Raw genomic sequence first — 23,793 nt, 5'->3', positions numbered from 1 at the left:
TTTGAAGCGCCGTTCGTTTGCTGTTTAAAGCTATGCTTGTTGAAGAATTTGATTTCGATCTTCCAAATGAACGAATTGCGGATCGTCCTGTAACTCCCCGCGAAGCAGCGAAGATGCTTATCGTGGATGGGGGACTATCTGACTCAACCGTTGGTGATCTTCCAGACTTTCTGGAAGAAGGGGATGTACTTGTGTTTAATGACACAAAGGTAATTCCTGCCCGGCTTCGGGGGATGCGGAGAACCGCCAAAATCGAAGTGACACTTCATAAAAATGTTGGTTTGGATACATGGCACGCATTTGCAAAGCCTGCTAAGAAACTGAAAGCTGGTGATGTTATTGAGTTCGCAGATGGTTTTAATGCAATGGTTTCTCAGAAACTGGAAGGCGGGGAGGTTGTCCTTGCCTTTAATGTTGCCGGTGCCAAACTCATGGAAAATCTGGTTACCTATGGTGAGATCCCGCTGCCACCCTATATCAGTTCGATCCGTCCTGTAGATGAGCAGGATAAAGAAGACTACCAAACCGTGTTTGCGCGTGAAGAAGGTGCGGTAGCTGCGCCAACTGCGGGACTGCATTTTACACCTGAATTGTTGGCACGCATTGCTGAAAAAGGGGTGCAAACAGTTGCGACAACGTTGCATGTAGGGGCAGGGACGTTCCTTCCTGTGAAGGCGGACAATACTGATGATCACAAAATGCACGCCGAATATGGTGAGATCACAGAAGAGGCTGCGGCAAAGCTAAATGAAATCCGTCAGAGCGGTGGGCGCATTATTTCCGTTGGAACAACAAGTTTACGCCTTCTGGAAAGCGCAACAAATGACGAAGGCGTTGTTCAACCTTTCAGAGGGGAGACAGATATCTTCATCACCCCGGGCTATCAGTTTAAAGCAGTAGATGTCCTGATGACAAACTTCCATCTGCCTAAGTCAACTTTGTTTATGTTGGTCTCTGCTTTTAGTGGCCTATCTGAAATGAAAGATGCCTATCAGCACGCCATTGATAACAGCTACCGCTTTTATTCCTACGGCGATAGTTCATTATTGTTCAAGAAAGACCCGGAATAATGACGCAGGAATTCAAATTTAATGTACTGGCACAGGATGGCGCGGCAAGACGCGGTGTTTTGAAGACTGCTCACGGTGATATCCGTACGCCAGCCTTCATGCCGGTCGGTACTGTTGCGACTGTGAAGGGCATGACACCTGAAGCTGTTCGTCAGACAGGCGCGGATATCCTTCTCGGGAATACCTACCATTTGATGCTGCGCCCAGGATCTGAGCGGGTACGCAAAATGGGCGGTCTTCATAAATTCATGAATTGGGAACGGCCTATCCTGACCGATTCAGGTGGATTTCAGGTTATGTCCCTTAATGAGTTGCGCACATTGGATGAAAATGGTGTGACGTTCAAATCCCATATTGACGGTAGGAAATTTGAACTGACACCAGAGCGTTCGATGCAGATCCAAAATGATCTGGATGCGACGATTACCATGGCGTTTGACGAATGTACGCCGTTTCCAGCCACCCATGAGGTTGCCGCTGATAGTATGCGACGCTCCATGAGGTGGGCAAAGCGATCACGTGATGCGTTTGAACATCGTACTGGCTATGGGTTATTTGGCATCGTGCAGGGATCCATTTATGAAGACCTTCGAAGCGAATCCATTGATGCCCTTACAGATATCGGCTTTGAAGGCTATGCAATCGGTGGTCTCGCAGTGGGTGAGGGGCAGGATAATATGTTCAGTACCCTTGAGGTCACAACACCTTATATGCCGACTGACAAGCCTCGCTACCTGATGGGCGTTGGTAAACCGGACGATCTGGTTGGTGGTGTTATGCGGGGCGTAGACATGTTCGATTGTGTTCTTCCGACACGTTCTGGAAGAAATGCACAAGCCTTTACACGTTACGGCACTATTAATATGCGCAATGCACGCCATCAGGAAGATCCAAGGCCGTTAGATGCGGAATGTAGATGCCCTGCCTGTACGAATTACTCACGGGCTTATTTGCATCACCTATTCCGAGCGAAGGAGATACTAGGTTCGGTTCTACTTACCTGGCATAATTTGCACTACTATCAGGATTTGATGGAAGGTATGAGAAATGCAATTGAGGCGGGGGCTTTGGCGGATTTCGCTTTGGAGTTTCATGCCGCGCAAGAGCAAGGGGATATAGATCCCCTATAATCTTATCCGTTCAGTTTCATTCTTGTACCGAGAATGCCATAAACTTCGTCCACTGGCAGCGGTTTCGCGATCAAGAAGCCCTGCCCATAGTGGCAGTCAAGATCCCGATACATTGAAAGTTGCTCCATGGTTTCGATACCTTCGGCAACGACTTCGATATCCATGTTATGGGAAAGGCCAGCAATCGCGCGGACAATTTCCTGGCTGTCCTGATCATCCAGCATGGAATGGGTGAAAGACCTGTCGATTTTCAATTTGTCGATAGGGAACTTGTGGAGGTAGCTGAGGCTAGAGTACCCTGTTCCAAAGTCATCAAGTACAATCTGAAAGCCCATTGATTTCAGCTCGTACAACATTTTTTGCGCACGGTCAGTATCTGTCATCAAGACACTTTCCGTGATTTCCAGCTGAATTTTTGCCGGATCTGCACCGGTTTCTTCCAGACTAGCTTTAAAATTTTCTACCATGTCGTCTTCTTCGAATTGACGCGCAGAAATATTCACACTGATAAAGATTTCAGGGCTTCTGCTATTGGCAGCTTTTTCATTAAAAATGCGACTGAAACGACATGATTCTTTGAAAACCCATTGACCGATCGCGTTTATCATCCCTGTGTTTTCAGCTGTGTCGATGAAGAAAAAAGGCGAAAGAAGCCCGCGATCTGGATGTTGCCAGCGGATCAAGGCTTCAAAGCCTGCCGTAAAGCCTCCCCTTAGGGAAATAATCGGCTGAAAGTGCAGAACAAATTCTTCATTTGCGAGAGCGCGTTCAAGTTCGTCTTTCAACTTGAACTGCTCAAGAAGTTGTTCTTGGATTGTTTGAATGTTGTTTTGCCAGTGTTTACGGCGAGATGTGAAATGTTGGACTTGATCGTCACTTCCCAAACTACGAACCGTTAAACTGTGGCAACGATCCATAAAGAAATTCAGGAAGAGGTGCACCATTGGATCGGCTTGCTCGCTCTTCTCTTCGATTTCTTCCTGAGTGACAACCATGAGAATGCTGTCCTCAAGCGCTTTTGCCGTGGAATAATGTACCGCATCTCCAATGATGCCGTATTCTCCAAACATTTCACCGGGACCAACCGAATAGGTGGGAGTGCTGGATGCGCGATCATCAATCGCAATTTTTCCAGCTTCCACAATATACGCACATGTAGCGTTATCCTGATCGGCTAAAACCAAATCCCCTTTTTTGATTTCAATGCGATGCAATTTTTTTTATTCCACTCGTGGCGTTCATAAAACAATAATGTGACGGTATACTTGCACTGCTACTATTACCATTTCGTTAAGTTAGAAGTGGAAAATGTTGGAAGGTTTTTTCTGCTGAAAAAAAGCAACCGAAGCCGCTGCTACTCCAGTAGGGGGGGCTTGGAAATAGGTAGCAACGACTTCGATCAACCTTGGACAGTTTTCATAATCAACGCAAAAACTTAAAAAATTATTAAAATGTAATACAATGGCTTACTTAAGTATTACTCTCTTTCTCGCTATTCGAGCGAGGTTTGATACCTTCTTTTTTGGTATTGTTTTCAATGCTGTAGTAATTTTTATTTACGGCTGTGCTAGCAGATTTTTCTGATTGTATTTCTTCTGTCGAAAGCATTCGGTCAATCAGTTTAAAGATGAACTCCACACTATACCCGGCTAAAAAGGCCAGAGCCAACGGACTTAGCGTAGAGAGATTCGTCTCTACAGAATGCGTTTGTATACTGTTCGTTATTGTTGCAGGGTCCGCATCCTCAGAGGCGAAAAAGAAACTGACCATCATTCCGGCCAGCGGGCCTTGGGCCATGCGCAGACTGTATTCAATATAGGAATTCATGGAGAAGGTCAGGTTTTCTATCTCTTTTGGTAATTGCCGTAAGATATAGAAGCACGCCCCTATTAATCCATACAATATAGGCAGAATATAGCTTGTGATAGCTGCCAAGATGTTGTCCGCAGCTACAAACTGGATGCGCCTTTGAACCTCTTCAGGTAATGTCAGATACTGATCGACTTGCCATGGCTGCAACGTAAGAAGATCAAGGTTTGACCAGACCTCATTCCAGTTTTCCAAATGGTTTGAGGCAGCGTCTTTCCAATCACTATGCTCTTTGATTCTTTGTCTCAATTCTGCAATTTGTTGAACACGGGCGTCAGGGACAACTCTTTCACTAACTGCTTTTGAGGCCTCATATTCCGACTCAATTTGTGCCAACTGACGTTGCATCTTGAGGACGGAATTTGCCTGTGCGCTAATGTCATTGGTCAGTGTCCAACCGATATACCAATAGATTTGAATTCCTATTAAAAGAACCAAAGTCACCAGAGAGAGGAGTTTGTAGTTGGAAGCGCATTTTCGCGACAATGGACGTTTATCATAAATAAAGGGGATGAAAAACTTGCTCTGAGCTACGCCGGACTCGAAATTCGCTTTGATGCTGCTGATGGTAATGGGTTTCAACTGAGCGGACACTTGCCGATAAGCAATCCAGAACTCAACTTCTTCTTCTGGTGTTAGAGAGCCGTCCTCGTATTTTTTTTGGGCCTTGATAAGTATATACAGATCCTCTTTGTTCAGATGAATGCTGTTCTCAGAGGAAGAAATAACAATCAATCGAATATTTTGAAATGCGGTAGATAGGTTTAGCTTTTCAATACTGGCTTCATCAATTGAATGATCAAATTTTGACAGAAGAAGATGTAAAAATTTCATGGCGCCTCCAGTTTGTGGACGCCAGGGTTTAAAGTTTGTGAAAGCTGATTGCGTTGCAAATCCTTAGGGAATAAACATAAACTAGGAAAAAAACAGGGTAGGTTGATGCTAAAGGTATATGGAATTAAGAACTGCGATACGGTTCGCAAATCTCTGAAATGGTTAGAAGAAAACAACCTTAGTTTTGAATTTCAGGACTTCAGGAAGGACCCTGTTGCTTCGGAAGACATCCAACGATGGGAGAAGGTTATTGGGCGTGCGAAGTTGATTAATAAACGCGGCACAACTTATCGAAAGCTAACGGAGAATGAAAAATCTGTTTTGGAAGGTGATACACCGTTTCAGATGTTGTCCGATAACCCGACATTGATGAAACGTCCCGTTTTTGACGACGGGACGTCTATTATGGTTGGGTTTACAGAAATTGAGAAGCAGGCTTTGCTGGAAAGCTGACTAGTTTAATTTCTGCAAATAGCAGAGAACATGATCCACTGAGCGGTTGTTATCACTAAGCGGCAGTGCAATCACTCTCAGGGGATCTTCACCGGTGAGCGACGGGAAATAGTCTGTATCATGACAGGGTTTCCCGTTTGCCGCCACGCTCCGGCTTTGGGCGAGTATCCAGTCTATTACCATGGGTGTAAATTCGATGTGGCCCAGAATGGCTTCTTCGGGCACCAATTCGGTAGCTGCTTTCCTGATTGCGTTAGTAAATTCGTACTTGACCTGCAGGCGGCCAATTTCCTTGTTTATGTGGATCAGCACACAATTGGGCCAGTTGGCGCCAATAATATCTGGGTTCAAGGCAGACCAAGACGGGTATCTGCGCCCATCCCTGATTTGCATCCAATATTCTAGAATATCCTTTGGTACAGGACCAATTTGCCGTGGTAGGGGAGCTACAGTCGATGCTTCTGCATGATAATACCCCTTTAAATCTGGAGAAGGATCCGGCTGAGAGACCTGTTGTTCCAGTTCATTGGCGAGGATTGCCAATCTATCGGTAATGTCTCCTGCTTTTTTGCGCACTGATCCAAATTCCATTCCTTTGGATTTGCGCACTTGGATACGGGCCAGGGATGCAGCATTACTGGCAACTTCGTACTCATCTCCTCTGACTGTTTCCTGCATGGTTTTTCCCTCGGTTATTTGAATACGCGATCACGTATGCAATGGCATGTTTGTGGAAGAATTTTATCGCCATGTTTGATGACATATTCTTTCAGTGCCTCTTCCAGAATATGCTGTGCGGATTCGTTTGCGTAGGCGCTCAGTAGTTTGAGCGTCAAATGTTCATCGGGTGAGAGGCGCAAACTCATACGGACGCGCCCCAGATGATCTCGTTTGAGCTTTTTATTCTCAGCTTGGAGTTTTCTTACATTTTGCTCTGACGCTGACTTGCCAATCGGTGCTGCCTGGGCCACCGGCTTTCTGGAAGGCGTTTCTATTACATTTGAAGAAGGACGAACTTCTTTTGCCATAGTTGACGGCGAAAGATGACTTTTCCGAGCTAAAATTTCTTGCGGCGGCTGAGCCCTTGTTGCCGGACCGGCCATGCCTTTAGCACTTATAAGTGAGCTAGATAGAAATGCTGCTTCTTTCATGGTACCTGCTTTCTTGAACTTGAAACTTAAGCTTGTGCCATGCTGTGGCCATAAGCAGTTTGAGGTTTCATGCTAGGTGATCTCTGATCGTGCCAACCGCGATTTGGACGATCAATTCGTGTTCTGATGTAATCCCACAGTTTGACAACTTCTTCGCTAGAACGAGAACTCGCATTAAGTTCCATAACAGTGCGGCCATCAATCATACTGGCGGCGAAGTCCACTCTTTGATGCAGAATGGAAGGGGCAAGGGTGCCATGTTGGGACAGGGCAATTGCGGCTTCTCCGGTGATGCGAGCACGTGGCGTTGCACCATTGACAACAAATACAAGAGGGGTATCCAATCCTTCAGCAAGCTCTACAGTTGCCCCAACAGCGCGCAAATCGTGTGGGCTGGGTCTGGTTGGAATAATCAGTAGATCTGATAGTCGAATGACATTTGCAATTGTGTCTGTAATTGCTGGTGGTGTGTCAATGATCAGCAATTTGATGCCCATTTGTGCCATACGGGCGATATCACCTTGCAGCTTATCAATTGTGGTTCTGGCGAATAGAGGTGTTTCTGATTCCCTTTCGTTCCACCACTCTGACAAACTACCTTGAGGATCTGTATCAACGAGGGCTACCGGACCTGCGCCAGCGGCTTCAGCTTGAACGGCAAGATGTCCTGCAAGTGTCGTTTTACCCGATCCACCTTTTTGTGACGCAACTGCAATGACTTTCATCGAATTTCTCCAATATGTTCACCGCTGATACAGCAGTTGTTTTTAGAACTATCCGATGAGTATTAAATAAAAAAATTAATTTAGATTTAGAAAGTAAATATTTATAAAGTAAAAATGTACAATTACTTGAGTATTTTTTTAATAAATAAAATATAAAATTTTCAATAAAGGCAATAAAAAAGGGCCGGTTAAGGCCCTTCCTGTCTCTATACTTGAATAAGTCGGTTAGTTGAATTTGCTGAAGTCCGGGGCGCGACGTTCCATAAATGCCATAAATGCTTCCTTGGCTTCTGCAGAATGAAGGCGATCACGGAAAACTTCACTCTCTACATTCATCTGATTCAAAACCGCTTCCTGGTCGTTCTTAAGCAGAGCTTTTGCCAAGCGCACAGCTTCGGGGGCCTTCAAGGCGATTTTCGCAGCAGCTTCCATTGCTTTGGGAAGGAGATCTTCAGTTGACGTGATTTCATTAATGACGCCATAGCGTTGCGCTTTCTCAGCGTCAAAGGGTTCCCCAAGTAATAGTAATTCCGATGCACGCTGGTGGCCGAGCATTTTTGGCATCAAATAACTCGAGGATGCTTCTGGGACGAGCGCCAGATTTACAAATGGAAGCGAAAATTTAGCATTTGTTGAGGCGTAAACCAGATCGCAATGCATCAGCATGGTCGTTCCCACGCCAACGGCAAGGCCATTCACAGCAGCGATAAGGGGCTTTTTGATTTCAGCCAGGCAACGGATAAATCGAGCGACTGGAGTTTCATCGTTCTGAGCGGGATTATTCAAGAAATCTCCCAGATCATTACCACTAGTGAAACTATCTGCTGTTCCAGTTATCACCGTAACACGAATATTAGGATCGTCATCCGCGGCAATCAGGCTGTCTGCCATTACTGCATACATTTCTTGTAGAAGCGCATTTTTCTTATCAGGGCGGTTCAGTGTAATGAGTTGAATGCCATTTTCTGTTTTTACATCTACATACTGGCTCATGTTTATTTCCTTTTTATAGCATGAACTGTTCATCAAGAATCCGTTGTTCCAGATTATGTTCCGGGTCGAACAGCAGATTTATCGTTATTTCAGGCGCTTCTTCCACCTTCACAGTTTTGACATCTCTAACCTCTACAGCGTCAGCCACAGCACTTACTGGTCTTTTAAGGCTATCCTGAATGTCGAACTGGATATGTGCTTCCCTCGGTAAGATTGCCCCACGCCATCTTCTGGGTCTGAAGGCACTAATGGGGGTTAAGGCAAGGACACCGGCATTAACTGGGAGAATGGGACCGTGTGCAGACAGATTATATGCTGTGCTGCCGGCCGGTGTTGCCACCAGTACGCCATCACATGTTAATTCGTCGACCTTCACATTTCCATCAATTGAGATCTGAATTTTTGCTGTTTGACGGCTTTCTCTTAGTAGGGACACTTCGTTGATAGCCAAAGCTTCAGTGATTTCGCCTCGGGTGTCTTCTGCAATCATTCTCAAAGGGTGAAGGCGCGTAATTTTTGCTGTTTCAATTTTGTCGAACAAGTCTTCTTCAGCATAGTTGTTCAACAGGAAGCCAACTGTGCCTTTGTTCATACCATAAATAGGCAATTTGCTTTCCATGAAGCGGTGCATACTTTCCAGCATGAAGCCGTCACCACCCAAGGCGACGATAACAGACGCTTCATTAGAGCGATGTTGGCCATACTGATGGATCAGGCGTCTACAGGCCGATTGGGCATCATCAGTGTCACTGGCTGTAAAATGAATACGGTGTTTTTGCATCTTTATTATTCCCTGCCATCTGGGCGGGTTGCGTATCGAACCTGATTTAGGTGTTTAACCCCCAGTGACACTCATGTGACGGGCCACAGCTGGCTTTTGATCATTTTTCCTGTCGATCATGAAGTCATGGCCTTTAGGTTTGCGGCCAATGGCTTCGTCAATCGCCGCATCCAGTTTCTCGTATCCATTTGTACTACGAATAACCTGTTTAAGGTCTGCATTGTCATTTTGCCCGAGGCACATATACAGCATTCCGGTACAGGTCAGGCGCACTCTGTTACAGCTTTCGCAGAAATTATGGGAGAGGGGGGTGATAAATCCTAAACGCTGACCGGTTTCCTGAACAATGACGTAATCGGCTGGACCACCTGTTTTGTAGTCAGTGTCTTGGAAAGTCCAGTTTTGAGAAAGTGATTTTTTTACTTCCTCAAGCGATAGGAATTTCTCTGATCTCAGCTCATCTATTGCACCCATTGGCATTGTTTCGATAAATGTCAGATCCATACCTCTGCCGCCAGCCCACTCAACCATTTCGTCAAGTTGGTGATCATTCACCCCTTTGACGGCAACCGTATTAATTTTAATTTTTAATCCTGCCTCTTGAGCGGCATCCAGTCCCTCTAGAACCTTACTCAGGTCTCCCCATCGCGTTACCATCGTGAATAAATGAGGATCAAGCGTGTCTACAGAGACGTTAATTCGGCGTACACCGGCAGCATAGAGATCTTTCGCATATTTGGAAAGTTGGCTGCCGTTTGTTGTAAGGGTGAGTTCATGCAACTCGCCACTATCGATATAGCGACCCAAATTATTGATGAGCTCCATAATTCCTTTTCGAACCAGAGGTTCTCCACCGGTCAGGCGTACCTTTTTGACCCCTTTGCGGATGAAGGAAGCGGTAATGGCTTCTAATTCTTCAAGTGAAAGGACATCTTTTTTTGGCAGGAAGGTCATATTTTCCGCCATGCAGTAGGTGCAACGGAAATCGCAACGGTCTGTTACGGATACCCGAAGATATGAAACCTCTCTGCCAAACGGATCAATCACGTTGTTTTTCCCTTACATTCTTAAGTCGCGATTCAATACGGACTAAATACAAGGTACAATCAAATGTGGTTTTTGCAAGTGAATGCTGCTGGCTAATTTGTCTCGTAGTAACGGATATCACCATTGATGAAGGATTTATTCACAATGGCGCGCGCGGCGGCTTCCGGCTTGAGAAGCGTAAAGAATGCAATCAGATCCTGTTTCTCCTCTGTCTCAAGTGGGGCGCTCTCCTCATGGATGCTTGATACCAGATCAATCAGGGTCGAAAAGACGGCTTTATCCAGCTCAATAACGCGGCATGCCACAGCTATAACCTGCATATCTTCACTATATAGGATTTTTTGAATTTCTGATCTGCTTACATCCAGCAATTTTGCAAAGCCTATTTCAAACAGGTCAATTTCGCCCTGCCTGAGAGATTTCATCAAGAAACCATTTGAGAGTTCGCCTGCACGGTGCAATTTGTTGACAAGCATTTGCGAAGGGTCGCTTTCAGCAGAAATAGAGCGAATGGTTTCTTCACGTTCCGCTTGATCAACTTGGAGAAGGCTGGGATCGATGTCAAAATGTTCACTAATAAACTCTTTCAGGGCGATCGATACCCAACGATACATTTTGATGGCGATATGTTCTGGTAGAAATGGTCGGTTTAGAAGGGGGCGTTGATAGGGGACGATATTTTCTGATTTTAACGCAAGAAACTCGAGCTCGCTCTCGTTGATGGTTGCTGTATGATTATTCAAAAGTTCAATACAGACTTTTTCATTTCCAGTATCGCAAAGAGCCTTTGATACTGTTCCACTTATGTTGGATCGTGCAGCAATTGCTAACTGGTGCTGAACTGAACGTGTATGCACTACCTGAATGAGATCAGTTTCATCTAACAATCCGCAATCTTTCAAGATTGGGAGCGAAATTTCAATCTCATCATTAGCCAGGAAAACAAGAAGGTCATGAGGAATACCTTCCTTGTTGGCGATGTGTTTTGCAAAATGAGCACGGATAGAATGTTCAACATCTGACGTGATTCTACATAGAATATCCGTCATCAACTCCTTTTCTGCAGTTGAGAAGGAGTGAGTATCTTCGATCAGAAAATTTCCGATTTTTTCGTATAAGAACTTTCGCTGTGTCGGAGACCTGTCCTCAGCTAGTTCTACCAGACCCAAAATCTGGTTTATGTTATCAGAGCCTTGAGCACTCAATTTATTTGCCTAATACTTAAATCATACCATTCCCCGATGATCGCCCCGTAATCTTAATAAATGATAAATCGACGAGATGAATTTCGGGCAATGTAGAATTAAGCTGAATTAAAGCATTAGTGGTAAGCGAATTGTAAAGCGACTTCCTACACCAACTTCACTTTCGACGGTGATGTCGCCCTCCATTAGACGTGCCAATTTAAGGGAAAGAGTTAGGCCCAGGCCTACGCCTTCCTCTCCTCGGCTGTAGATGCCGTTATGCGCCTGTCTAAAGGCTTCAAAGATATTATCAAGCTCAGACGCATCGATACCTGGACCGGTGTCCCAAATAGTTAGAAGAATGCTAGAACCATCAATACGTGTTTCGAGTCCGACACTTCCTCCGCTTTGGGTAAATTTAACAGCATTCCCCAAAATATTGACGATAATCTGTAAGCAGCGTGTCGGATCTACCTTAAGGTCAAAGTCTTCATTTACGACAAAATCACTGATATCGATGGACTTTTCATCGGCGTGCTTGCTGACCAAAGAAGTGGCGTCTTCGATCATTTGGCGCAGAGATGTTTTCTCAATTTCCACTGGAATACGATCGCTCTCAATACGTGCGATGTCGAGGATGTCCTCAATTAACGACAGCAGATGTCGGCCAGAATTAAGAATATCGCTCACATATTCCTTGTATTTCCCCTCAAGAGGGCCGAAGGTCTCCATGCCCATCACCTCTGCAAAACCAATAATTGCATTTAAAGGTGTTCTAAGCTCATGGCTCATGGTTGCCAGAAACTCATCTTTGGCCCGTGCAGCCGCGACAGCTTTCTTGGCGGTCATTTCCAGCTGCATGTTTTTGCGGGTAATTTCAGCTATGGCCATTTCAAGGTCGGCTTTTGAAGAAGATGCTTCGTCTTCCGCCACAAGCCGCGCTGTTATATCATCGCTTGTTCCCCGGTAGCCAACAAAACGTCCTTTTTCGTTGAAGACAGGTACACCGCTGATATTGAAGATTTTTTTATCTCCCTCACGCCCTATGATTGTCATGGGGACAGCGCGAAACGGGATATGCTTTGCAATAGCTGCTTCTGCCTTACTCAAGCGGCCGGTTTCTGCGTTAAAGGTACCAAGATCTGTAAGCTGTTTCCCTTTCAGAAGAAGCGGAGGGAGGCCCACGGCTTGTACAGCGCGATCGGAAACATAGGTGAGGCTGCCATCAGCATCTGTTTCCCAAATCCAGTCGGATGCTGCCCGAGTAATATCCAAGAAACGCCGTTTTTCAAGGCGAAGACGTATTTCGGCATTTACCTGACGCGTTGAATTAATAAACGAGCCGCAAATTGCAATAAAGTTGTCGTTATTGTCAGTAATTGGGAAGTGGCGAGAAAGATAATATTCCGTCCCTTTTACGGTCTCTATAGCGACCTGTTTGGTTTCCGCTTCCTTACTGACGGCAATGCGATTGATGATTTCAAGGTGATCGGAGCTTAGGGAAGGGAATAACTTGTCTTTAGCGCGACTGTTGGAAGAGGTGGAGAAGATTTCCTGATAACCGGAGTTTACATAAAGGACTGATCCATCTGGTCGTGCAATATACATCGCCTGTGCTTGATCGAATACAGCATCGAAAAAGTCCCTGCTTATGGCGCTTTGTATACCTGATATCGTTGCACTGTCAGTGTTTTTAACACTACCGCGCAATGATACGACACTTCCTGATGTTTTCTTTGTCATTTAGTTTTCAACCAGCTTCTGCTGATTACTCCCCACCTGTCAAATTCACCTTAAAAACAGCCTTCATAGATAAACCATCTGATCATTGTCGTTACCGTTGATTTGATCTATTGCCTCTGAATATCCTGTGTTCATGCGCCAGTGTTCCAGCACAAGCTGTGCATTGTCCACATTCAGATTGTCATAAAATTTCATAACTGCCTCGACCTCGGCCGGCTGGATCGCGGCGCGTCCATCTGACGTTGATGCTCCACCACGGCGAGTGAGCAGAAAAATTGCCGAAAAACTGTTTCTATCAAATGACAATGCCTTGCAGACAACCGCCATGGACTCAGCATTTCGGTTATGGACGAAATCTCCCAGAGTTTGCGGGGGCAGCCCTGATTTGATCGCAAGCCCCGCAAGAAACAACCTGATCTGATTGCTTTTGAGAGATTGGATCAAGGTACGCTCTGTCAGATCATTTCGTGCTTCAAGATGTGCTGCCAGCCTATCAGCGTGTGTCTCCCCAAATTCCGGAATGCTATCGTCGTCCAATATTGCTTGAGTTGATCTATGAATTTGCCGATCCAGGAAATCCGGATTGATTTTAAAATTCTCAATAATGTGCCTTCTAAGAGCAGCGGATACCCACCAGAACATTTTGTGAGCAAGTTCGGTTGGTAAGTCGTGTCTTGCGAGTAGGGGCTCTTGAAAACCGTCGACACGCCTGCTTTCCTCAACCAATAAGGCGAGCGCCTCTTCAGAAATCTCTGCATCATTGTTACGGATAAGTTGTTCCATAACATCTTCATCACCCAGTTCAATCAGCATGTCGCTCACAAGGGGGCTAATGCTATCCCGTTCAGTGATGGCAAGCATATGTTCCTTGCTGCGCCGCTCGATAATCATGAGGAGATCCGGGTCTTTAAGGACGCGGCTTTTGACTAGAAGCGGACGGGCGACGTCAATTTCATCATTGGCAAGCAGTGTGACAAGTTCTTCTGGGGCTTCCTCAAGGTCAGAGAGTTTCTCTGAAAGAGATAGTCTGACTGACATCTCTACTTCCTTAATCAGCTTGGTCATGATGTCTGAAATATGTGCGCGTTCTTGCTCGGTCATGCGCTCTTCTTCAGAGAGGAATAAACTTCCCATATCTTCGAAAAGGCGTCTACGAGCGGCCCGGCTATCATTACGGGATAGCGCGATCAGATCGTTCAAACCTAAACCTTCACTCAAAGCCATAAGACCACTTCCTTCTGGAGGCATTTGTCGCAGTTTTATGCGAATCGACCCCTCAGATTTATATTGCAAAAGCTAATAAACCGTTGTGATTCATAATTTTCTTGCAGAATCATTAACCCTTTGAACGGCTTGTTTTTGCAACTCAAATTTCAATTTTAATCAATTTATCGCGAAATGTGTGCGAAAATGCCACAGTTGATTCGTGTGAATTAACCATCAGAAATTAGACGCGTGTTGGAGATAAATGTGAATACAGCACTATGATTAGTGGTATGGTTAACGGGGCAATCTAGATATTGTTTTTGTTGTCTTGTTTTTGGGTAATAGAAAACCCTTTTATATTTGAATATTAATTAACTGCTTAATGTGTGGCCTTAGAAATGCATTTTTAGATGAAAATTGATTAGGGTAATTTCGTTTTTCTCTACTCATGACTCTTTTCTCGCGAAAAACAGTTCTGTTTTACTATTCTTTAATGTTGTTGAGAGAAGTTACGAGGGACTTATTGCGGGCTGATGCCCAAAGAAAGATTGCGAAGGGGATCCAGTGGTAGAAGATTATCGCGAAATGACACGGCTGATTGAACGTCTTCACAGACGTTTTCTTGATGTGGTACGCGTTGAGTTAGATCAGATCGGTGTGAAGGATATTAACGCAGTGCAAGCGCTTCTTCTGGTTAATATCGGTGAAGAAGAAGTAAATGTGCGTGAGTTGATGGCACGGGGTTATTATCAAGGATCTAATGCCTCATATAACCTTAAGAAGTTGGAGCAGAAACACTATCTCATTCAGGAAAAATCTGAAAGAGATCGCCGAGCGACAATGATCCGTCTTTCTGAAAAAGGATTAGATCTTATTGAGCGTCTGAACAAGTCCGAAGAAGCTCAGGCGCAAAAACTGGCAAATTCGGATCCGGCACCTGATATGAAGCTTATTCGGAGTGCGTTGAGGCAAATTGAAAGAATTTGGGCAGATCAGATTCATTTCGGCATCTAAAAGTTCCTAAAACAGCAGAACCTAACCCGGTATTTGATCATTGGATCAGCCGGGTTTTTTGTGGCAATTATTGCCTGCTTTTTGGATATGCCTCGGCAATATTTGCCGATATAGGCAAATATTGCCTAGATGAGGTGCGGTTAATTAAGTGTTAAATTCAATAAAAACAATAGTTTACGCTGATTTCTAAATTGGCACTATTTTTGCAAATTGTATACCGGGTAAAATACCTGAAGCTGTAGCTTTGACCTAAGAATAGGGAAGTTTCTTAAAGTTGTTTGTACCGAGGCAGATTATTTATCTAGTCTGGCTATTCCTTTCCTTAAGTCTGACTTGTTTCAGATATTTCTCCCAATCGTTGTTACCAAATTGCATTATTTATGTGACAAGACAGTATATTGTGTGTTGTTCGTGAATTTGCTAAATATGGCCCTGTTTTAAGGGGGAAAGGAGCGGGGGACCGTGACTTTTACCATTTGGTAACGAAATCCTGCGTATAATTACGCGTTTATTTGAAGAGAGGAGTTGCGATAATGGACGTAGCCCCGATTTCAAAACCGGGGGTTTCTCCGATCGAGGTGAAGAGTTCTGAGGGTCGAACCCAGGCATTCGGAAGTCGTCGAGAGGGTGAAGCAGGCGCTTTGCAGGCGATAGAACAACAGGCATCTGAAACTCAGATTGAGGATCCTGTTCGTCGTGCGGAGCAAGCTATTGGGGTTTTCTTTGAAGAAGAGAGTGAGCCTAATAGCCGGTTTTCGATTGATAGAGATAGAGACAGCGGTCGCTTTGTTTACAGATTGGTTAATTCTGAAACTGGTGAAGTTGTTAAGCAGTTTCCTGGCGATTATGTGCTTCGCCGTGTGGCTTACTATCGTGAGCTCGAAGGAATTGCTGTAGATAGCGAAGTGTGAGAACAGCAGTTAGCTGACTGTTCTCACACATCTTTCTTTGTGCTCGCCTTTTTGATGGCTTGAGCAGCTTTCATAAATATTGTTCATACAACCTCATTGCATGAAATGGCACTGCCAAGAGTTCGTCGATTGGTAGAGGACACGGTACTATTAATGGCCGCGGAAGCATTGTACGTTGGCGGCGGCGCTTTTTTCTTGGCGGCTTCTTCTGCCACGGCTTTAACAATACCTTCTGTTACACTCTTCACTGAAGACAGCTTTCTGAAGTGAGTATCCAGAACTTCATAAAACTCCTGACTTACCTCTTTTAAATAATCCACATCGGACTTTGGAAAGCGTTTATATTGTTCCGGGTTGCGGCTGATGAGCGTCATCTGCTGATTGTAAATGCCGACCAATCTTGTTTTTTCAGACTGGTGTTCAGTCATTGCTTTTGCGTTTCGCAAGGAAATCAGTTCGTTTTCAAACTCCAGGATTTGTTTCAAACGCGCAATTTTTTCAGCAAGTTCTTTTGGGGGCAAAAGAGCAGGTGCTCTTTGTTGAGTGTGCTGTTGTTGAATAATCTGGTTCATTTAAACCTCCTGCAGTGCAAGGATTTCACGGTAGACCGCATCTGCAATGCCCACGCCGCCACCTGATCTGCTCATTGATTTTGCGTATTCATCATTGAGCATTGAGCGGAAAATCTTTTCGGACTCGCCTCCGCCAAAGGTTGCATCGGTTTCGATGCCCGCTGACATGCTGTTGAGGACCTGACTTAGGAAGAAGGCTTCAAATTCTTCTGCCGTTTTGCGGGCTTGCAGATCATTTTGTTTAGTGCCAGTAGGGCCTTGCGTCTTCACAAGGCTTATCTGACCAGTAGTGTGAATTTGATCAGTCATTACATCAACTCGATTTCTGCTTGGAGGGCGCCTGCAGCCTTGATGGCTTGCAGTATTGAAATCATGTCACGTGGGCCAATGCCAAGAGCATTAAGACCATCAACGAGATCCTGAAGGCGAACACCTGAGCTGAGTACGGTTAATTTCCGATCCTCATCTTCTGTCACCTCAACCTCTGTTCGAGGGACAACAACTGTCTCACCTCCCTCAGAGAAAGGAGTGGGTTGAGAGACCTGGGGTGTTTCGGTGATTTTGACGGTGAGATTTCCCTGAGCAATTGCCACCGTGTCGACTTTCACTTCCTGACCGATGACAATGATCCCGGATTGTTCATCAATTACCACTCTGGCGATTTGATCCGGTTGAACTTTTAGTTGTTCAATGTCCGTGATTAACGACACCATATCTTTGCGTTTGCTGCCTTGCAGGTTAAGCACCACAGTAGAAGGGTCAGTTGATTTGGCAATATTGTTGCCTGCGAACTTGTTAATGGCCTGCTCAATACGGCGAGACGTTGTAAAGTCAGGATTACGCAGAGAGATGCGCAAAGAAGACATACTTGCCAAATCGAAACTTAGTTCACGCTCCACAATGGCGCCATTTGCGATACGTCCGGCAGTTGGTACGCCTTTTGTAACTGTAACAGCTTCGCCGCCAGCGCTAAAACCGGCAACATTCACCGAACCTTGTGCGACGGCATAGACTTCACCATCAGCAGCCATAAGAGGAGTGACGATCAATGTGCCGCCAAGCAGGCTTTCCGCATCACCTATGGAACTGATAGCGACATCAATGGTAGTTCCCTGTCGGGCGAACGGAGGCAGTGTAGCCGTTACGACAACGGCCGCCACATTGTCTGTTTTAGCATCTGCGCCTCGGGTGTTGACACCAAGGCGTTCCAACATGGCTTCAAGGCTTTGTTGTGTGAACGGGGAGTTGTTGAGGCCATCGCCTGTACCATCCAAGCCAACGACCAATCCATACCCCACAAGGATATTGTCGCGAACACCTTCAAAATCTGCAATGTCCTTAATACGAGATGCGCCCTGCGCATTACTGAATGTAAAGCAAAGGAGTGTTATGGCAGCCAGTGTTTTTTTGGCGGCCACAATAACGCTGCTTTTGTTGCTGACAAGCTTTTGAATGGTATCAAATCTCATACTGCTTCACCCGTATCTTGTGCCTTCTCTTTAAAGGCGTGGATCGTCTTGCTGTAGTTAATGCGAAAACTGTGCCAAAAATGCAGTTCATCTAAGTTATTGAAAAACATAGAAATAATGTTAGTGAAGAAGTGAAAAAGTGCCTCGTGGGTAGAATGTACCGGGTGAGTGGGCAATAATAACCTCTTGAAAATCGGGAAAATGCTGCCACAATCAGTTGTAGCGCCCCATTTGGGAATGAATACACACCTTTACAGGATTGAATATGCGAGTAACCGGTCCAGGTCGCGTTAGCACAACCCAGAAAAGCAAAGGCACCAAGTCTGCTTCAAGCGCGGGCGCGAAATTTTCAATTCCAAATCAGATGCCGGAAGTTGCAACCCCAACTAATGTGGCTTCCGCCTCTCCCATTGCGTCTGTTGATGCGATTGTTGCGTTGCAGGGAATGGATGATTCCGTTTCCAGCAATAAAAAAGCCCTGCAAAAAGGGATGGATATTCTAGAGAGACTAGAAGAAATTCGTCATGGTTTGCTGATCGGTGCCATCCCTATAGATGGCTTGCGGAACCTTCAAGCAACGTTAGAGCAGCTTGATAGTACGGTGGAAGACCCGAAACTGGCGGAAATTATTAAAGATATTGAAGTGCGTGCGGCGGTAGAACTGGCGAAGCTCGGATTTTAGTGCGCCCCGTCACGTGAACAGTCATAAATCTTTCTTGATGTTTCTACAAAATGCTTAAAACTAATGTTGCCCATATTTGGCGGCACAACTATAATCTATTAACTAAATTTAATGCGCTAACCGGAGTTGCGTAATGAATGTTCATATTTCTGAAGATTATCGCCCTTCTGAGGACGAAGAGTTTATGAACCCTCGTCAGCTGGAGTATTTTCGAAAGAAGCTAACACAGTGGCGGTCTGAAATTTTAGCGGACGCAAGCCAGACAATTGCACATCTTCAGGAAGAAACGGTGAAAGAACCGGATATCGCCGATCGTGCATCTACAGAATCAGAACGTGCACTGGAACTTAGAACAAGAGATCGTCAGCGTAAGTTAATTGGCAAGATTGACGCTGCCCTTCGTCGGATTGATGAAGGTGACTATGGTTACTGTGATGAAACGGGTGAACCGATCTCTTTAAGACGGTTGGAAGCTCGTCCCGTTGCTACTCTAAGTCTTGAGGCGCAGGAACGGCATGAGCGCCGCGAAAAAGTTTATCGGGATGATTAAAGCCCTGTTGAAATAGTCATGAAAAAAGCCCTCGCATTTGTGAGGGCTTTTTTTGTTGTTCAGTTTTATGAGGATGCTTTTTTCAATTGAATGTTGAAAAATGCCGGGACGTGATCACCCAAACCCAATACAGGTGTATCATCTTCGTCTCTGTCGTATTTATTACGGCGTCTGCGATTTTGATTACTTGGAGTTTTGTTCTCACTCATCGCGCGCCTGCTTTCTGTCTGGTTACGCTCGCTACTACGACCTTCATTCTCTTTGCTATCTGAACGACGGGAAGTACGGCTACTGGTGCCTCTTTTACCATTGCGGGAGCGTTCTGCAATTTCTCTTGCTTCCGTTTTGATGTCGTCCATAGCATCCAGCGTAATAACCGGAATTTCTTTGCCGATTGTTTTATAAATGGAATCGAGGAACTTCTCGTCAGATTTTGTCGCCAGCATGTAGGCGTGACCTTCTTGGCCTGCGCGTCCTGTGCGGCCAATACGGTGTACATAGTCTTCGCTATGCATGGGTACATCGAAGTTAAAGACGTGGCTGACATTTGAAATATCAATGCCGCGGGCCGCCACATCAGAACAAACCAGATGGGCAATTTCACCACTTTTAAACTTTGCCAGTGTTTCCATACGGGAAGATTGCGTCATGTCACCGTGAAGGGCACCTGCATTAAAACCGTGTTTATTGAGGGATCCCAGCAGGATATCAACATCCTTTTTTCGGTTGCAGAAAATGAAGGAGTTTTTAACTGTTTCGTCTTTCAACATTGCACGAAGGGCAGGGCGCTTTTCATGACGTGACACCCGGACCATACCCTGTGTTACAGTAGACGCTGTGGACGAGGGGGATTCAACTTCAATTTCTTTTGGGTTCATAAGGAACTTGTCTGCCAGTTTGCGCATGTCTTTTGACATGGTAGCAGAGAAAAACAAAGTCTGGCGCAGAGGGGGCATCAATGAAACAATACGCTCTACATCCGGAATGAAGCCCATATCCATCATCCGGTCCGCTTCATCAATCACCAGTGTTTTAACACCGTTCAAAAGAACCTTGCCACGTTCAAAGTGATCCAGAAGACGCCCCGGTGTTGCAATGAGAACATCTACACCCTTATCAAGTTTTGCTTCCTGGTCACCAAAAGAAACACCACCAATCAGCAATGCCATGCTGAGCTTGCTGTATTTACCATACTTCTCGAAATTATCTGCTACCTGTGCAGCCAGTTCACGTGTCGGTTCAAGAATGAGAGAGCGCGGCATACGGGACTTAGTCTGACCGGAAGCCAGAATATCAATCATTGGAAGAGTAAAGCTGGCGGTTTTGCCTGTGCCAGTCTGAGCAGTGCCCAGCACATCGCGACCCATCAGAACTGTCGGGATAGCTTTTTCCTGAATGGGAGTCGGTTGCGTATAGCCGGAATCTTCAACGGCTTTCAGTACTTCTGGGCTTAAGCCAAGATCTGCAAATGTCATGCTGTGTGTATTACCACCAATAATCTTCAATACTCAAAATCCAGAGGCAATTTAGTGAAATATGTTGCTCTGTCAATTTTTTCCTTTAGTTTCGCCTTTGAAATCAAGGGCTGGACTATATTTAGTGGTCTATTTTTACAAAAATGTGTCTTTACGATTTCAATTGTTTCAACCCATATTTATTTTCTTTGTTTTTAAGTAATTGAGATTCTTCTTTTCTGTCTCTAGGCGTTAAGTTCCATGTCTGAAAAAATCCCGCTTATTCTTGTTCCTGGCCTTCTTTGTACAGATGAGCTTTGGCGTGATCAATTGCTGGCCCTGTCTGATATTGCTGACATGACTGTACCGGAGCATCATCTGCACGATAACATTGAAGAGATTGCGGACCATATCCTTAAAGATGCGCCAGAAAAATTTGCTTTGGCTGGTCTTTCTATGGGGGGATATATCGCGTTAGAAATAGCGCTTCGGGATCCCTCAAGAATTACGCATTTTGCGTTGTTGGATACGCGTGCCGATCCGGACAGTCCCTCTGATAAGAAGAAACGACAGGATTTTATTCGCCTGGTACAGCGTGGATCAACCTTTAAAGGGGTAACCGAAAGCCTGCTACCAATCTTAATTCATCCAAGCCGTTTCAAAGATGTAGAGCTTACAAGCCGCATTTATAAAATGGCGCAAGATATTGGAAAAGAAGGATTTATTCGACAGGAAACAGCGATCATGAACCGCAAGGATCGAACAGATGAGTTGTCAAAAATCACTTGTCCAACTCTTGTTCTTTCCGGGAATGAAGATGCATTGATCCCAGCACCACATCAGGAAAAAATGGCATCCCATTTCCCGGATGCGGAGTTTCACATCATTGATGAATGTGGCCATCTTCCGACAATGGAGCGCCCGTTCGAGACAAATACAATTTTGCGGGAATGGTTAAGCTGGTAGCGGATAACCTGGATTAGATATCCAGATTATCCGCAAATTTGGCATTTTCCTGAATAAAGGTGAAGCGAAGCTCCGGCTTTTTACCCATCAGGCTTTCAACACGGTCAGCTGTTTCCCCAAATTCTTCCATTGGAATTTGAACACGTAAAAGGGTGCGGTTTTTGGGGTTCATCGTTGTCTCTTTGAGCTGAGCAGGTGGCATTTCACCCAACCCTTTAAAGCGACTTATATCAATCTTACCGCGCCCCTTAAAATCAGTTTCCAGAAGGCGATCTTTGTGGGCGTCATCCATGGCATAGGCCGTCTTGCCGCCCTGTGTAATACGATAAAGCGGTGGCTGCGCAAGGTATAGATGACCATCCCGAATAAGCTGGGGCATTTCCCGATAGAAGAAGGTCATCAGGAGCGTTGCGATATGCGCGCCGTCCACGTCCGCATCGGTCATGATGATAACTTTGTCATATCGGAGCGCATCACGACTATATTTGTCCCGCGTCCCGCACCCCAGTGCCTGCATCAGGTCGGATAATTCCTGATTGGCCTTGATTTTTGAACTTACCGCTGATGCCACGTTCAGAATTTTACCGCGAAGAGGAAGGATCGCTTGTGTTTTGCGGTCTCGGCCTTGTTTTGCCGAACCACCCGCACTATCACCCTCAACGATGAAAATCTCAGTATCTTCTGTGCCGTGCTTACTGCAGTCAGCAAGCTTACCAGGCAAGCGAACACGGTTGGTTGCTGTTTTCCGGCTTGTTTCTTTCTCAGCGCGGCGACGCAGGCGTTCTTCTGATTTGGCGATAATCCAGTTAAGGAGATTATTTGCCTGATCCGGGGCGGAGGCCAGCCAGTTATCAAAGTGATCTTTAATGGCTGTATCCACAAGGCGTGTGGCCTCAGGGGTTGCAAGTTTTTCTTTAGTCTGCCCTTGGAATTGCGGTTCAGGAATGAAAATGGAAAGCACACCACTTGCGCCGCCAAGGATGTCATCGGCAGTGATCTGGGCTGCCTTCTTGTTGTTGACCATCTCACCATAGGATTTCAGGCCGCGTACAAGCGCTGTTCTAAAGCCGCTCTCATGGGTGCCACCCTCTGGTGTGGGAACGGTATTACAATAGGAGCTTAAGAAGGTGGAATTATCCGCAGGCCAGGCAATGGCCCATTCAATACGGCCTTTATTGCCTTCATTTTCAACGCGTCCTGCAAATGGTTCAGCAGTCACCATTTGTTTGCCATCCGTCGCGGCTGCAAGGAAGTCAACAAGCCCCCCCGGAAAGTGCAGGGTGGCTTCTGCGGGCGTGTCGTCCTTGATAAGTTCTGGCGCTGCCTTCCAGCGAATTTCTACACCGCGATAAAGATACGCCTTGGAGCGCACCATCTTGTAAAGACGGGCCGGGCGGAGAACGGTTCCTTCTTCAAAGATCTCATCATCTGGGCGGAAGTGGATCATGGTGCCGCGGCGATTAGGGGCCGCACCCACTTTTTCAAGCGCAGTTACCGGAACGCCGCGGGAGTATTCCTGACGCCACAGAACTTTATCTCGGGCAACTTCTACTATGGTCTTGGAAGACAAGGCGTTTACAACGGAAACACCCACACCATGAAGACCACCCGCGGTATCATAGACCTTGTTAGAGAATTTACCGCCTGAGTGAAGGGTTGTCAGAATCACTTCAAGCGCGGATTTATCTTTGAATTTCGGATGCGGATCAACGGGGATTCCACGGCCATTATCGCGAATAGAGATAGATCCATCAGCGAAAAGCTCGACCTCAATCCTGTTTGCAAATCCGGCGACGGCTTCGTCCATGGAGTTATCCAGAACTTCCGCGGCAAGGTGATGGCGGGCCCGCTCGTCTGTGCCGCCGATATACATGCCGGGGCGTTTGCGAACCGGCTCCAACCCTTCAAGGACTTCAATATCCTTAGCGGAGTATTCGGTATTTTCTGGATTGTTTTGCTGAAATAGGTCGGACATGAACTAAAGACGGC

The 23,793-nt window shown here is 45.7% G+C and carries 24 protein-coding genes; 8 read left to right on the top strand and 16 right to left on the bottom strand.

Annotated features, from left to right (window positions below; genetic code table 11):
* Positions 1-32 precede the first annotated feature (32 nt).
* Positions 33-1,070 (top strand): tRNA preQ1(34) S-adenosylmethionine ribosyltransferase-isomerase QueA, encoded by a 1,038-nt coding sequence (gene queA, locus GUA87_RS12425; protein WP_193717047.1) that lies wholly within the window; start codon positions 33-35, stop codon positions 1,068-1,070.
* A complete protein-coding gene (gene tgt, locus GUA87_RS12420) occupies positions 1,070-2,200 on the top strand; it encodes a tRNA guanosine(34) transglycosylase Tgt (RefSeq protein ID WP_193716861.1) in 1,131 nt (376 codons plus the stop codon). Before queA ends, tgt begins: the two co-directional genes overlap by 1 nt.
* A 2-nt stretch (positions 2,201-2,202) precedes the next feature.
* On the opposite strand, the gene GUA87_RS12415 is transcribed toward tgt, so the two are convergent.
* Together GUA87_RS12415 and GUA87_RS12410 are read right to left on the bottom strand one after the other, a co-directional pair.
* Complete coding sequence (locus GUA87_RS12415; protein ID WP_193716860.1) at positions 2,203-3,414, bottom strand: EAL domain-containing protein; 1,212 nt, start codon at positions 3,412-3,414, stop codon at positions 2,203-2,205.
* Between the two features lie 256 nt (positions 3,415-3,670).
* A complete protein-coding gene (locus GUA87_RS12410; protein WP_193716859.1) occupies positions 3,671-4,903 on the bottom strand; it encodes a hypothetical protein in 1,233 nt (410 codons plus the stop codon).
* Between the two features lie 105 nt (positions 4,904-5,008).
* Here GUA87_RS12410 and GUA87_RS12405 point away from each other — a divergent pair, with 105 nt between their 5' ends.
* Positions 5,009-5,356, top strand: coding sequence for a Spx/MgsR family RNA polymerase-binding regulatory protein (locus GUA87_RS12405; RefSeq protein WP_193716858.1), 348 nt, complete (start codon positions 5,009-5,011; stop codon positions 5,354-5,356).
* Here GUA87_RS12405 and GUA87_RS12400 read toward each other — a convergent pair whose 3' ends face one another.
* The 9 genes from GUA87_RS12400 to GUA87_RS12360 form a co-directional block, all read right to left on the bottom strand.
* The gene (locus tag GUA87_RS12400) at positions 5,357-6,034 is read right to left on the bottom strand and encodes a hypothetical protein (RefSeq protein ID WP_193716857.1); all 678 of its coding nucleotides are present in this window, start codon (positions 6,032-6,034) and stop codon (positions 5,357-5,359) included.
* A 14-nt stretch (positions 6,035-6,048) separates the two neighbouring features.
* Entirely contained in the window at positions 6,049-6,507 is a 459-nt protein-coding gene (locus GUA87_RS12395) for a hypothetical protein (RefSeq protein WP_193716856.1), read from the bottom strand.
* 26 nt (positions 6,508-6,533) lie between these two features.
* Positions 6,534-7,232 (bottom strand): ParA family protein, encoded by a 699-nt coding sequence (locus GUA87_RS12390; protein ID WP_193716855.1) that lies wholly within the window; start codon positions 7,230-7,232, stop codon positions 6,534-6,536.
* Between the two features lie 225 nt (positions 7,233-7,457).
* Positions 7,458-8,225 (bottom strand): enoyl-CoA hydratase, encoded by a 768-nt coding sequence (locus GUA87_RS12385; protein WP_193716854.1) that lies wholly within the window; start codon positions 8,223-8,225, stop codon positions 7,458-7,460.
* 13 nt (positions 8,226-8,238) lie between these two features.
* Positions 8,239-9,006: an NAD kinase gene (locus GUA87_RS12380; protein ID WP_193716853.1), complete on the bottom strand. Its 768-nt coding sequence runs from the start codon at positions 9,004-9,006 to the stop codon at positions 8,239-8,241.
* 54 nt (positions 9,007-9,060) lie between these two features.
* Positions 9,061-10,053, bottom strand: coding sequence for a GTP 3',8-cyclase MoaA (gene moaA / locus GUA87_RS12375; RefSeq protein WP_193716852.1), 993 nt, complete (start codon positions 10,051-10,053; stop codon positions 9,061-9,063).
* Positions 10,054-10,145: 92 nt separating this feature from the next.
* Positions 10,146-11,258: a DUF2336 domain-containing protein gene (locus tag GUA87_RS12370; protein WP_193716851.1), complete on the bottom strand. Its 1,113-nt coding sequence runs from the start codon at positions 11,256-11,258 to the stop codon at positions 10,146-10,148.
* Between the two features lie 108 nt (positions 11,259-11,366).
* The gene (locus GUA87_RS12365; protein ID WP_193716850.1) at positions 11,367-12,980 is read right to left on the bottom strand and encodes a PAS domain-containing sensor histidine kinase; all 1,614 of its coding nucleotides are present in this window, start codon (positions 12,978-12,980) and stop codon (positions 11,367-11,369) included.
* Between the two features lie 63 nt (positions 12,981-13,043).
* Positions 13,044-14,204: a DUF2336 domain-containing protein gene (locus GUA87_RS12360; RefSeq protein ID WP_193716849.1), complete on the bottom strand. Its 1,161-nt coding sequence runs from the start codon at positions 14,202-14,204 to the stop codon at positions 13,044-13,046.
* Positions 14,205-14,750: 546 nt separating this feature from the next.
* Here GUA87_RS12360 and GUA87_RS12355 point away from each other — a divergent pair.
* Together GUA87_RS12355 and GUA87_RS12350 are read left to right on the top strand one after the other, a co-directional pair.
* Positions 14,751-15,200, top strand: coding sequence for a MarR family winged helix-turn-helix transcriptional regulator (locus GUA87_RS12355; protein WP_321575912.1), 450 nt, complete (start codon positions 14,751-14,753; stop codon positions 15,198-15,200).
* A 533-nt stretch (positions 15,201-15,733) separates the two neighbouring features.
* A complete protein-coding gene (locus GUA87_RS12350; protein WP_193716848.1) occupies positions 15,734-16,111 on the top strand; it encodes a flagellar protein FlaG in 378 nt (125 codons plus the stop codon).
* A gap of 83 nt (positions 16,112-16,194) precedes the next feature.
* On the opposite strand, the gene GUA87_RS12345 is transcribed toward GUA87_RS12350, so the two are convergent.
* From GUA87_RS12345 to GUA87_RS12335, 3 genes are read right to left on the bottom strand one after another with little or no spacing between them, the layout of a single operon-like run.
* On the bottom strand, positions 16,195-16,683 hold the full coding sequence (locus tag GUA87_RS12345; protein ID WP_193716847.1) for a hypothetical protein: 489 nt from the start codon (positions 16,681-16,683) through the stop codon (positions 16,195-16,197).
* Complete coding sequence (locus GUA87_RS12340) at positions 16,684-16,992, bottom strand: rod-binding protein (RefSeq protein WP_193716846.1); 309 nt, start codon at positions 16,990-16,992, stop codon at positions 16,684-16,686.
* Complete coding sequence (locus GUA87_RS12335; RefSeq protein ID WP_193716845.1) at positions 16,992-18,152, bottom strand: flagellar basal body P-ring protein FlgI; 1,161 nt, start codon at positions 18,150-18,152, stop codon at positions 16,992-16,994. The genes GUA87_RS12340 and GUA87_RS12335 overlap by 1 nt, the downstream gene beginning before the upstream one ends.
* Positions 18,153-18,417: 265 nt before the next feature.
* Between GUA87_RS12335 and GUA87_RS12330 the strand changes: the two genes are divergently transcribed.
* Together GUA87_RS12330 and dksA are read left to right on the top strand one after the other, a co-directional pair.
* Positions 18,418-18,834 (top strand): flagellar assembly protein FliX, encoded by a 417-nt coding sequence (locus GUA87_RS12330; protein ID WP_193716844.1) that lies wholly within the window; start codon positions 18,418-18,420, stop codon positions 18,832-18,834.
* 133 nt (positions 18,835-18,967) lie between these two features.
* The gene (gene dksA, locus GUA87_RS12325) at positions 18,968-19,384 is read left to right on the top strand and encodes an RNA polymerase-binding protein DksA (protein WP_193716843.1); all 417 of its coding nucleotides are present in this window, start codon (positions 18,968-18,970) and stop codon (positions 19,382-19,384) included.
* Between the two features lie 65 nt (positions 19,385-19,449).
* Here dksA and GUA87_RS12320 read toward each other — a convergent pair whose 3' ends face one another.
* Positions 19,450-20,859, bottom strand: coding sequence for a DEAD/DEAH box helicase (locus GUA87_RS12320; RefSeq protein WP_193716842.1), 1,410 nt, complete (start codon positions 20,857-20,859; stop codon positions 19,450-19,452).
* 240 nt (positions 20,860-21,099) lie between these two features.
* Here GUA87_RS12320 and GUA87_RS12315 point away from each other — a divergent pair, with 240 nt between their 5' ends.
* On the top strand, positions 21,100-21,804 hold the full coding sequence (locus GUA87_RS12315; protein ID WP_193716841.1) for an alpha/beta fold hydrolase: 705 nt from the start codon (positions 21,100-21,102) through the stop codon (positions 21,802-21,804).
* A gap of 13 nt (positions 21,805-21,817) precedes the next feature.
* On the opposite strand, the gene parE is transcribed toward GUA87_RS12315, so the two are convergent.
* Positions 21,818-23,779, bottom strand: coding sequence for a DNA topoisomerase IV subunit B (parE, locus tag GUA87_RS12310; protein ID WP_193716840.1), 1,962 nt, complete (start codon positions 23,777-23,779; stop codon positions 21,818-21,820).
* Positions 23,780-23,793 lie beyond the last annotated feature (14 nt).

Source organism: Sneathiella sp. P13V-1 (assembly GCF_015143595.1).
Taxonomy (GTDB): Bacteria; Pseudomonadota; Alphaproteobacteria; order Sneathiellales; family Sneathiellaceae; genus Sneathiella.
Note: the sequence above shows the minus strand (reverse complement) of the source record. Positions and strands in the feature narration are given on the sequence as shown.